Source organism: Streptomyces sp. NPDC101219 (assembly GCF_044767675.1).
Classification (GTDB): domain Bacteria; phylum Actinomycetota; class Actinomycetes; order Streptomycetales; family Streptomycetaceae; genus Streptomyces.
Window position 1 is genome coordinate 61,821 of the sequence record NZ_JBIWOK010000011.1, and the last position, 12,398, is coordinate 74,218.

Here is a 12,398-nt window from a genome sequence, read left to right on the forward strand (position 1 = left end):
ATCATGACACGCACAGCACGGGACCACGCGATAGAGGTCCGCAACCTCACCCGGGTCTTCCCGGCCGGGGGCACGGACACGGTCGTCAGGGCCAACGACGACCTGACGTTCAGCATCCCCCGCGGCCAGGTCTTCGGACTGCTCGGCGCGAACGGGGCGGGCAAGACCACGCTGGTGTCGCAGCTCCTCGGCCTGATGCGGCCCACGTCGGGCGAGATCGTCGTCGAGGGCATCGACGCCGTCAACCGGCCCGACGAGGTCAAGGCCATGACCGGCTACCTGCCGCAGACCGGCCTGTCGATGCGGCTGGTGGAGGTGCGGCGGGCGCTGCACTACACGGGCCGGCTGCGCGGCCAGGGCGAGGCGGACACGCGCCGCCAGACCGCAGAGCTGATCGACGAACTCGGCCTCGGTGACGTCAAGGACCGCTACGTCGACCAGCTCAGCGGCGGCATGACCCGGCTGGTCAACTTCGGCATGGCCCTCATGGGGCGGCCCAAGCTGCTCGTCCTGGACGAGCCCACCAATGAACTGGACCCGCACAACCGGCGGTTGGTGTGGGACATGGTGTCCCGGCGCAGCGCCCGGGACGGCACCACCGTCGTCCTCGTCACGCACAACGTGCTGGAGGCGGAGTCGGCGGTCGACCAGGTGGCCGTGATGAACGGCGGCCGGATCACCGCGATGGGCACGCCGGGGCATCTCAAGGAGGCGCTCGGCGACCGGATCCGGCTGGAGCTCTTCGTGCGGGACGACCACCCGCTGGAGCACCGGGAACGGGAGCTGTTCGGCGCGGTCGGCACGCTCACCGAGGGCAAGCGGGAGGGCAGTTACCTGGTGCAGACGGACTCGGCGCGGATGCCGGACCTGATGCGGCTGGTCCACGGTGAGCTGGGGATGGACCGGGTGTCCGACTTCCGGCTGACCCGGCCGACGCTGGAGGACGTCTACTTGACGCTCGACGGCCGTTCCGAGCCGGGCGCGGGCCCCGCGCCGGGCGCCGGACCGGACGTGGCCCGGATCGCGCCGGGTGCCGGACCGGACGTGTCCCGGACCCCGGCGGGTGCCGGACCGGACGCGGACCGGATCCCGGCGGGTGCCGGGGACGCCGGGGCGGCTGTCACCGCGACCGCGACGGCGACCGCCGTCGCCCCGGCAGCCCCGCCCGCGTCTGCCGGCCCGTCCCCGGCCGCTGCCGCCGTCGCCCCGGCGGCGGTGCTGACCGCGACGGACGAGGAGGTGCCGGCGCCCGCCGTGCCGGAGACGGCACCCCCCGCGCCCGTCGTGTCCGCGCCCCGGACCGGACCGGACGCGGCGGCTGCGGCAGCCGTACCGGCCGCGCCCGCCCGCGGGATCGCCGCCCGGGTCCGGCGGATGGGCGTGGACCTGAAGTACCTGTGGCTGGAGCAGATGCTGGAGGTCCGCACCACCTGGTCGTGGGTGCTGATGTTCGGCCTGCTGATGCCGGCCGCCATGGTGTTCGGCCTGACCCGGATCGGCAACGGCCTGTCCGACGAGCAGAGCCTGCTGTTCATCGTCAGCGGTGCCGCGATCTTCTCGGTGGCCAACGAGGGCATCGGCACGCTCGCCCAGCGCATCGGCGTCCTGCGGCAGGACGGGATGATGGTCTACTACGCGTCGCTGCCCATCAGCAAGATCTCCTTCCTCGCCGCGATGGTCTTCTCCCGGCTGCTGCTCATCCTGCCGGGCCTGATCACCCCGATGATCACGGCGAAGCTGATGTACGACACGGACTTCGTCATCTCGCCCGCGCTGCTGATCGTGCTGCCCCTGTCGTGCATGGCGCTGTCGGCGATCGGCCTGGCCATCGGGACGCTGGTGCGCAGCATGGACCTGCTGCTGGTGATCGTGAACCTGATGATCTTCGTGCTGCTGCTGGTGGCGCCGGTGCTCATCCCGATCGAGTCGCTGCCGGTGCCGCTGCAGATCTTCGGCTACCTGCTGCCGCCCACCTACGCGGCGGAGTCCCTGCGCCTGGCGCTGATGGGGGACTTCGGCACGGCGTTCCTGCTCAACATCGCCGCCCTGAGCGCGATGACCGCCGTCGGCCTGGCCGGTGCCAACCGCTGGCTGCGCTGGCGCACCGCCTGACCCCGGCGCCCGGTCGCACCGGTCACCTCTGAGCGCACCACCGCGCGCGGCACCCCGCCGCCCGGTCCCGATCCCGTACTCCCGCGTGAGGACCCCTGACATGCCCATGTCCAAGTTGGCGAGCCCGCCCACGGACCTCGCCGTCCGGCGAGCCCCGACCTTCGTGGACGTCGTGACCGAGCGCGCCGCGCTCGGCGGCGGCACCGCCTACACCTTCGTGAGCCCCGGCCGGGACGAGCGGCCGTCGCTGACCTTCGCCGAACTGGACGCCCGCGCCCGGTCGGTGGGCGCCCTGCTGGCCGGCCGGGGACTCGGCGGCGAGCGGGTCCTGGTGCTGCTGCCACCGGGACTGGACTACGTGGTGGCGTTCCTCGGCTGCCTGTACGCGGGGGCCGTCGCGGTGCCGCTGTACCCGCCGAGCGGCGGCAAGTACACCGCCCGCCACGCGGCCGTCCTGACCGACTCGCAGCCCGCCGCCGCCCTCGTGCCCGGCGACCAGCTGCCGCGCGCCGCCGAACTCGCCGGGGAACTGAGGGCCCCCGGCCTGCCGCTGCTCGCGGTCGACGGCGACCTGCCCCCGGCCGGCGACTGGCGGCGGCCCGGCATCGACGGGGACACGCTCGCCTTCCTCCAGTACACGTCCGGCTCCACCGGCACCCCGCGCGGCGTACGGGTCACCCACCGCAACCTGGTGGTCAACTCGGCGCAGATCCAGGAGCGGTTCGGTTCCGGCCCGGACACCGGCGTGGTCAGCTGGCTGCCGCCGTACCACGACATGGGCCTGATCGGCGGGATCCTCCAGCCCGTCTACGCGGGCGCCCCGGTCACCCTGATGTCCCCGACCGCGTTCATCACCCGGCCGCTGCTGTGGCTGGAACTCGTCTCCGAGCTGGGCGCGGCCATCAGCGGCGGGCCGAACTTCGCCTACGACCTGTGCGTGGACCGCATCCCCGAGGAGAAGCTGGCCGGGCTGGACCTGTCGCACTGGCAGGTGGCGTTCAACGGCGCGGAGCCGGTGCGGGCCCGGACACTGGAACGCTTCGCCGAGCGCATGGCGCCCCTGGGGTTCCGCCGCGAGGCCTACTTCCCGTGCTACGGGCTGGCCGAGGCCACCCTCATGGTGTCCGGCCGCCGGGTGGCGGGCGAACGCCTCGCGGAGACCTTCGACGCGGACTCGCTCGGCCCCGGCCGCCGTCCCGAACCGGCGCCCGGCGGGCTGCCCGTGGTGGACTGCGGGCCGGTCGCCGCCGACCTGGACCTCACCGTCGCCGACGCCGCGACCGGCCGGCCCTGCGACCCGGGCACCGTCGGGGAGATCTGGGTGGCCGGCGACAACGTCGCGGACGGCTACTGGGGGCACCCGGACACCGGCGAGACCTTCGGGGCCCGGCTGCCCGGCGACCCGCGCCGCCACCTGCGCACCGGCGACTACGGCTTCGTGCGCGACGGCCGCCTCCACGTCACCGGCCGCAGCAAGGACCTGATCGTGGTGCGGGGCCGCAACCACTACCCGCAGGACCTGGAGACCACCGCGCTGGCCGCCCACGACGGCCTGCGGCGCGGCGCCGCCGCCTTCGCCGTCGAACGGGATGGCCGCGAGGAGATCTGCCTCGTCGTGGAGACGGCGCACGGCCACGTCGCGGAGACCGCCGACGCCGTGATCGGCGCGGTGCGCGCCGCCCTCGTACGGGAGCACGACGTGGCGGCCGGGACCGTCGCCCTGGTGCGTCCCGGTGTCATCCCCCGCACCACGAGCGGGAAGATCCAGCGCTCCGCCACCCGCGCGGCCTTCACCGACGGCACCCTGACCGTGGTGCGCCGGTCGGACACCGGCGCCCCGCAGCCGTCGGCGCCCCCGGCGGCTCCGGCCGCGGCTCCGGACGCCGGCCGGGTGCGTGCCGTCGTCGCGGAACTGGCCGCGCGCCGCCTCGGCGCCACCGTCGACCCGGCGGCCCCGCTCGTCGGACAGGGCCTGGACTCGCTGGCCGCCGTCGAACTCCAGGCCGCCGTCGCCGGGGCCACCGGCGTGGAACTCTCCCTGGAGGAACTGCTCGCCGGCGCCTGCGTCGACGACCTCACCCTGGACGCCCCGGCCGCGCCGGCGGCCCGGCCCGCGTCCGCCGCGCCCGGGGAACGTCTGCCGCTGAGCACCAACCAGCAGGCCATGGTCTTCCTGGAGCAGCAGCACCCCGGCACGTCCGCCCTGCACATCTCCCTCGCCGTGCGGCTGCTCACCGAGGTGCGGCCCGACGCCCTGCACCGCGCCTTCCAGCAGCTCGTCGACCGCCACCCCGTCCTTCGGACCGCGCTGCGCTGGGCGGACGGGGAGCCGTACCAGACCGTACTGCCCGCCCTGGACGTCGACTTCTCGGTGGAGGACGCGCGCAGCCTGGACGACGCCGCCCTCACCGCCCGCCTCGAACGGGCCGCCGACGGGACCCCGTTCGCGCTCGACGAGGGCCGGGTGCTGCGCGCGCTGCTGCTGCGCCGGGACGGCGGCGACCTCCTGTCGCTGACCCTGCACCACGTCGCCGCCGACATGTGGTCCATGGCGCTGCTCACCGACGAACTCGCCCGGCTGTACGCGGCGGAGACCGGCGAGGGGCCCGCGCTGCCCGCCCCGCCGGAGGCCGCCTACCTCCAGCTCGCCGGCCGTCAGCGCGCGCTTCTCGCCTCGCCGCGCGGCGAGCGGCTGCGGGAGTACTGGACGACGGAGCTCCAGGGCTGCGACCCGGTCCTGGAACTGCCCGCCGACCGGCCCCGGCCGCCCGTGCAGAGCCACCGCGGCGACAGCGTGACCTTCACCCTCGACGCCGATGTGACCCGGCGGCTCAGGCGCCGCGCGGAGGCCGAGGACACCACCCTCTTCGTCACCCTGCTGTCGGTCTTCCAGCTGCTGGTGCACCGGTACACCGGTGAGAAGGACTTCCTGGTCGGCGTGCCCGGCTCCGGCCGGCACGACGCGGACCTGCACCGCGTCATCGGCTACTTCGTCAACCCGCTGCTCATCCGCTCCCGGGTCGGGGAGGAGGCCACGTTCGAGGAGCACGTGCGGGAGACCAAGCGGACCGTGGTCGGCGCGCTCGCCCACCAGGAGATGCCCTTCCCCGTGCTCGTGCAGCAGCTGAAACTGCACCGGGACGCCTCCCGCTCGCCCGGCTACCAGGTCATGTTCAGCCTCACCAACCCCCACCTGCTGGGGCAGGAGGGCCTCGGCGCGCTCCAGACCGGCCGGGGCGGACTGCGCGCCCGGATCGGCGACCTGGACGTGGAGTCGGTCGGGCTGAACCGCCCGGTGTCGCAGGTCGACCTCGGGATGACGCTCTCCGAGACCGGCGAGGGCCTCGAAGGCGTGGCCGGTTTCAGCACCGACCTGTTCGACCGCAGCACCGTCGAGCGGCTCGTCGGCCACTTCGTCCGGCTCGCCGCCGAGGTCGCGGCGGACCCCGCCACCCCGCTGCGCCTGCTGCCGCACGCGAGTGAGGCCGAGCAGCGCGAGATCGCGGGGTGGAACGAGACCGCCACCGCCTACCCGAAGGACAGCACGCTCACCGCCCTGTTCGCCGAGCATGTGCGGGCCACGCCCGACGCCCCGGCGCTGGTCTACGGCGGCACCCGCCGCACCTACCGGGAGCTGGACCGCAGCTCCAACGCGCTGGCGGCCCGGCTGCGGGAGCTGGGCGTCGGCCCGGAGACCCTGGTCGGCCTGCACGTGGACCGCGACCCGGCCGTCGTCGTCGCGATGCTCGCGGTGGTCAAGGCGGGCGGCGCCTACCTGCCGCTCGACCCCTCCCACCCCGCGCGGCGGCTGCGGCAGATCCTGGACGAGGCGCGCCCGGCCGTGGTGCTGACGCCGTCCGGCGAACGGCTGGCCGAGCTGGCGGACGGGGTGCCCGTGGTGGCGGTCGAGCCGTACCTGGGCCCGGAGGTGGCCGCCGACCCGGCACACGACGCCGCCGTCGACGGGGGAGCGGGCCCCGGCTCGCTGCTGTACGTCATGTACACCTCGGGCTCGTCCGGCCGGCCCAAGGGCATCTGCATCACGCACCGCAACGTGATCCGGCTGGTGCGGAACACCGACTTCATCGACATCGCCCCCGGCGACCGGATGGCGCAGATCTCCAACGCCGCCTGGGACGCGGCCACCCTGGAGATCTGGGGCGCGCTGCTGAACGGCGCCGTGCTGCACGGCTTCGACCTGGCCACCGTGCTGAACCCGCCGGTGCTCGGCGAGGCGCTGCGCGCGGGAGCCATCGACACCGTCGTCTTCGCCACCCCGCTGTTCACGGAGGTCGCGGCCCACGACCCGACGGTGTTCGAGAACGCCCGCGAACTCGTCGTCGGCGGCGACACGATGGACCCCAAGCGGGCCCGCGAGGTCGTCGAGCTGGGCGGGCCGCTGCTCATCAACGACTTCGGCCCGACCGAGTCGACCAGCATCGCCGCCACCTTCGCCGTCCGCGAGGTGCCGGAGGGCACCTGGCGGGTGCCGATCGGCCGGCCCATCGCCAACACCCGGGTGTACGTGCTCGACGCGTGGCTGCGCCCGGTGCCGGTCGGTGTGCCGGGCCAGCTGTTCATCGGCGGTGACGGACTGGGCCGCGGCTACCTCGGCCGGCCGGAACTGACGGCCGGGGCGTTCCTGCCCGACCCGTTCGCCGGCGAGCCGGGCGCCCGGATGTACGCGACCGGCGACCAGGTGCGGTGGCTGCCCGGCGGCATGCTCGACTTCCTCGGCCGCATCGACTTCCAGGTCAAGATCCGCGGCTACCGGATCGAACTGGGCGACATCGACTCCGCCGTCCTGTCCCACCCCGGCGTGCGCGAGTCGCTGACCGTGGTGGACGACAGCGCCGGGCACAAGCGCCTGGTCGGCTACTACGCGGGCACGCCCGACCCGCGCGAACTGACCGCCTACCTGGCCGACTGGCTGCCCCGGTACATGATCCCGCCGGTGCTGCTGCCGCTGCCGGAGCTGCCGAAGAACCCCAACCGCAAGATCGACCGGGCCGCGCTGCCCCGGCCGCCGGCCGCCGCGTCCGGCACGCCGGCCGGCGGCGGGCAGCGGCTGACCGCGCTGGAACGCGAGGTCGTGGCGCTCCTCGCCGACGTGCTCGGGGTGCCCGACGTGGCGGTCGACGACAACTTCTTCGACGTCGGCGGCCACTCCCTGCTCGCCATCCGCCTCACCACGAGGCTGCGCGAGCGGCACGGCGTGCAACTCGACCTCAACGCCTTCTTCGACGAGCCGACGGCCCGCGGTGTCGCGCGCCGCCTGACGGAACTGCGGGACGCGGGGGCGGTGGCGGAACCCGAGGCGGTGCCCGGCCCGGTCGCCCTGCCGCGCGCCCGGTACGCCCGCGGCACCGCGGCGCGCTGACCGCGCATCCGGCGCCCGCCGCGGGCGGGCGCCGGACCACAGAACGGACCAGGAACGAAAGGTGGTGTGGCCGTGGCCGGACCAGTGAAGGACAGCGAGACGGTCGTCGCGACCGTGATGGCGGGCATCGCGGTCATCCTCCTCAGCGGGGTCGTGCTGCGCCGCCTGGCGCTGCGCGTCGGGCAGCCCGCCGTCATCGGCGAGCTGTGCGCGGGTCTCGTCCTCGGCCCGTCCCTGCTCGGCCTGCTGCCGGGCAACCCGACCGAGGTGCTGTTCCCGGCCGCGGCCCGCCCCTACCTGTCCGTGCTGGCCCAGGTGGGTGTGGTGCTGTTCGTCTTCCTCATCGGCTGGGAGTTCAACGGGCGGCTGCTGCGCGGCAAGCGGCGCGTGGTCGTGGGCGTGTCCCTGTCCTCGACGGCCGTGCCGTTCCTGCTCGGGCTGCCGCTGGCCCTGCTGCTCCACCGCGGGCACGGCGTGGTGGACGGCGAACCGGTGGCGAAGGCCCCCTTCGTCCTCTACATCGGCGTGGTCATGTCCATCACGGCGTTCCCGGTACTGGCGAAGTTCCTGGCCGACCGGCGGATGCAGCACTCCCCGGTGGGGGTGCTCGCGCTCGCCTCCGCCGCGTTCGGCGACGCGCTGGCCTGGTGCTCGCTGGCGGTGGTGGTGGTCGTGGTGACGGCCGGCTCCCTGCTCGGGGTGGCCGCCATGGCCGGCTGGCTGGCGCTGTTCCTGGCGGTGATGGTGCTGGCCGTGCGCCCGCTGCTGGCCCGGCTGGTGGAACGCATGAGCATGGGGACGGGCGCCCCCTACCTGCCGGCCGTGGTGGGTGCCGGGGTGCTGCTCTCCGCGTGTGCGACCGCGTGGATCGGCGTGCACGCCATCTTCGGGGCCTTTGTCTTCGGCCTCGTCATGCCGCGCCCGGTGCACCCCCAGCTGCAGAAGCACGCCCTCGAACCCCTCGAACACGTCAGCCACTTCCTGCTGCCGCTGTTCTTCATCGTCGTCGGCCTGTCCATCGACCTGCGCGCGATGTCGGCGGACAACGCGCTGGAGGCCCTGCTCGTGGTGGGGGTCGCCTGCGCCGGGAAACTCGCCGGGGCGGCCCTCCCGGCCCGGCTGTCCGGGATGTCGTGGCAGGAGAGCAGAACGCTCGGGCTGCTGATGAACATGCGCGGCCTCACCGAGCTGATCGTGCTCAACATCGGGGTCGGCCTGGGCCTGCTGGACCAGGAGATCTACACCCTGATGGTGGTGATGGCGCTGTTCACCACCTGCCTGCCAGGCCTGTTCCTCCGCCGCGCCGCCGACGACCGTCCACCGGACCCGGCGCCCGGACCCCCGCCGTCCACGGCGCCGGTGTCCGTGCCGCAGAAGGTCTGAGCCGGCACCGGCCACCTCCCCGGCCGCCCACCTCGCGCGCACTCCGCTCCGCCGTCCTCTTCCGCCTTCCACTTTCCGCTTCTTCTCCCACATCGTCACGAGGGGCTGAATCCACCATGCTCGCCACCGAAGAATTCGCCGCGCACGCCGCACGGCTGCTGGCATCGGACGACGAGGAACTCGTCACCGCCATCGAGCGGGAGGACGCCCGCCAGGAGAACTCCCTGATGCTGGTGGCCTCCTCCAGCGTCACCGACCCGTCGGTGCTGGCCTGCCTGGCGACCTCCTCGATGAACGTCACCGCCGAGGGCTACCCGGGCGCCCGCTACCACGCCGGCTGCGAGGCGATCGACCCCGTCGAGCAGCTGGCGGTCGACCGCGCCCGCGCCCTCTTCGGCGCCCGGTACGCCAACGTGCAGCCGCACTCGGCGACCACCGCCAACTACGCCGTCCTCTCCGCCCTCCTCGACCCCGGCGACGTCGTGCTCGGCATGCGCCTCAACCACGGCGGCCACCTGACGCACGGCTACGGCGTCGCCTACTCGGGCACCTACTTCACCCCGGTCAACTACGGCCTGGACGCGCAGGGCCGCATCGACTACGACGAGGTCGCCGCGCTCGCCGCCGAGCACCGCCCGAAGCTGATCATCTGCGGTGCCACCGCCTACCCGCGCACCGTCGACTTCGCCCGCTTCCGGGCCATCGCCGACAGCGTCGGCGCCCTGCTGATGGCCGACATCTCGCACATCGCCGGGCTGGTCGCCGCCGGCCTGCACCCCAGCCCCGTCGACCACGCGCACATCACCACCAGCTGCACCCACAAGCAGCTCTCCGGCCCGCGCGGCGGCCTCATCATGTCCGGCAAGGACGCGGCCATGGTCCTGCCCGGCACCGGCCGGACGCTCGCCCGGACCCTGGACCGTGCCGTCTTCCCGTACTTCCAGGGCGCCCCCGTCCTGCCGGTCATCGCGGCGAAGGCGCGGGCCTTCGCGCTGGCCGCGACCGACGGCTACCGGGCCACCGCCCGGCGCATCCTGGACAACTCCGCGGCGCTGGCCGCCGAACTGACGGCGCTCGGCCACGACGTGGTCACCGGTGGCAGCGACAACCACATCGTGCTGCTCGACCTGACCCGGGACGGGGTCAGCGGCCTGGCCGCCGAACGCGCCCTGGAGTCCATCGGCGTCGTCGTCAACAAGAACCGCGTCCCCGGCGACGGCCGCCCGGCCGCCGTCACCAGCGGGGTGCGCATCGGCACCAACGCGGTCGCCCAGCGGGGCCTCGGGCCGAACGAGATGCGGACCTGCGCCGGCATCATCCACTCCGTCCTCACCCAGATGCGGCCCGACGGCGACCGCGACTTCGTCCTCGACGAGTTCACCGCCTCCGGCCTGCGGGCCGAGGTGGACAAGCTGACCGCCCAGTTCCCGCTGCCCCGCTACGGGCTGGACGGCCGCCCGTGACCCCCCTGCACAAGCGCCTGAGGATGATCGGCGCCTCCGTGGGCCGCACCCCGCTGCTGGCCCTGCCGGACGACGAGCTGAACCTCTTCGCGAAGCTGGAGTACGTCAACCCCAACGGCAGCACCAAGGACCGTTCGGCCTACTGGATCCTGAAGAACGCCGTCGAGCGGGGCGAGATCACCGAGCGCACGACCGTCGTGGAGTCGTCGTCGGGCAACTTCGCCACCTCCCTGGCCACCTTCTGCCGGTCGCTCGGGATCCCCTTCGTGCCCGTCATCGACGCCAACTGCAACGCGCTCACCGAGTCCGTGCTGCGCTCCTGCTGCGAACGGGTCGAGAAGGTCGCCGACCCGGGAGCCCACGGCTTCCTCACCGCCCGGCTGGCGCGGGTCGCCGAACTCCGCGAGGAGATCCCCGACGTCTACTGGCCCAACCAGTACGCCAACACGGATGCTGCGGACGCCCACTACCAGACCACCGGCAACGAACTGAGCGGCTCCTTCTCCCGCCTCGACTACCTCTTCGTGGGCGTCGGCACCGGCGGCACCATCGCCGGTCTGTCCCGGCGGATCAAGGAGCAGTTCCCCGCCGCGACCGTCGTGGCCGTCGACGTGCTCGGCTCCGTCGCGCTCGGCGGCGCACCGGGCCGGCGCCACATCCCCGGCCTCGGGTCCAGCATCGTGCCCCCGCTCGTCGACCGCGCCGTCATCGACGACGTGGTCCGCGTCAGCGAGTACGAGACCGTCCTCGGCTGCCGCTCCCTGTACGCCGACCACGGCCTGTACGCGGGCGGTTCGACCGGCAGCGTGTACGCGGCGATCGGCCGGTACTTCGCCGAGCACCCGCCGCCCGCCGGGCAGCGGCCCACCACCGTCTTCCTCTGCGCCGACCGCGGCATCCCCTACTCGCAGACCGTCTACGACCCCGACTGGGTGGAGCGCACCCTCAGCTCGGACACGGTGGCCACCGCCACCGCCTGACCCCGCCCGCCCCTCCCACACCACGTAAGGAACCACCGTGTCCGACCGCATCCCGCACTCGCCGCCGTCGCTCACCTTCGTCTCCGAGGACGCCGTCGCCGCGCAGATCGAGGGCCACCGCGAGGACTGCCTCGACCTGGTGCGCCGTGCCTACCTGACGCACGACGGCGGCGACAGCGTCAACCCGCAGAGCGGCTTCCTGCGCTTCCCCGACCGGCCGCGGGCCCGGATCATCTCCCTGCCCGCCTACCTGGGCGGCGAGTTCGGCGTGGCCGGACTGAAGTGGATCGCCAGCTTCCCCGACAACCCGCGCACCCACGGCATCCCGCGCGCCTCCGCGGTCCTGCTGCTCAACGACGTGGTGACCGGCTACCCGGCGGCCTGCCTGGAGTCCTCCGTCATCTCCGCCACCCGCACCGCCGCGTCCGCCGTCCTCGCCGCCGAGACCCTCTCCGGCGGCCGCACCGCCCGCCGCGTCGGCATCGTCGGCACCGGCCTGATCGCCCGGCACGTGTGGACGTTCCTGCGCGACCTGAAGTGGGACATCGGCGGCTTCACCCTCCACGACCTGAACCCCGAGGCGGCGCACGCCTTCGGCTCGGAACTCGTCGCCGAGGGCGCGCCCGGATTCACCGTCGCCGACGACGTCGCCGAGGCGTTCACCGAGTGCGACCTGGTCGTCCTCACGACCGTCGCCGGCGAACCCCACATCCACGACCCGAAGCTGCTGGACCACGCCCCGCTGGTGCTGCACCTGTCCCTGCGCGACCTCGGCCCGGACCTGGTGCTCGCCGCCCAGAACATCACCGACGACACCGACCACGCGGTCCGCGAGCGCACCTCCCTGCACCTGGCCGAACAGGCCACAGGCGGCCGGGACTTCATCACCGGCACGCTCGCCGACGTGCTCCTCGGGAAGGTCCGCACCGACCCGTCCCGGCCGGTCGTCTTCTCCCCGTTCGGTCTCGGCGTCCTCGACCTGGCCGTCGGCTCCTGGGTGCACGAGCGCGCCCGGGCGGCGGGCACCGGCCGCGTCGTGGACGACTTCTTCGCATCCACCGTCACCACCAAGTGAGGCAG

General features: G+C 73.7%; 6 protein-coding genes. All 6 read left to right on the forward strand.

Annotated features, from left to right (window positions below; translation table 11 throughout):
* Positions 1–3: 3 nt before the first annotated feature.
* A complete protein-coding gene (locus tag ACIRPP_RS22130; RefSeq protein ID WP_403645477.1) occupies positions 4–2,112 on the forward strand; it encodes an ABC transporter ATP-binding protein/permease in 2,109 nt (702 codons plus the stop codon).
* A 100-nt stretch (positions 2,113–2,212) separates the two neighbouring features.
* Positions 2,213–7,492 carry an amino acid adenylation domain-containing protein gene (locus ACIRPP_RS22135; RefSeq protein ID WP_403645480.1) on the forward strand — a complete coding sequence of 1,760 codons (5,280 nt, stop codon included), beginning with the start codon at positions 2,213–2,215 and terminating at the stop codon, positions 7,490–7,492.
* Positions 7,493–7,564: 72 nt separating this feature from the next.
* Positions 7,565–8,875, forward strand: coding sequence for a cation:proton antiporter (locus tag ACIRPP_RS22140; protein ID WP_403645483.1), 1,311 nt, complete (start codon positions 7,565–7,567; stop codon positions 8,873–8,875).
* Positions 8,876–8,991: 116 nt separating this feature from the next.
* Positions 8,992–10,338 (forward strand): serine hydroxymethyltransferase, encoded by a 1,347-nt coding sequence (gene glyA, locus ACIRPP_RS22145; protein ID WP_403645486.1) that lies wholly within the window; start codon positions 8,992–8,994, stop codon positions 10,336–10,338.
* Positions 10,335–11,318, forward strand: a complete 984-nt coding sequence (gene sbnA / locus ACIRPP_RS22150; protein WP_403645489.1) for a 2,3-diaminopropionate biosynthesis protein SbnA — start codon at positions 10,335–10,337, stop codon at positions 11,316–11,318. Before glyA ends, sbnA begins: the two co-directional genes overlap by 4 nt.
* A gap of 37 nt (positions 11,319–11,355) precedes the next feature.
* Positions 11,356–12,393, forward strand: coding sequence for a 2,3-diaminopropionate biosynthesis protein SbnB (gene sbnB / locus ACIRPP_RS22155; protein WP_403645492.1), 1,038 nt, complete (start codon positions 11,356–11,358; stop codon positions 12,391–12,393).
* Positions 12,394–12,398: the final 5 nt, after the last annotated feature.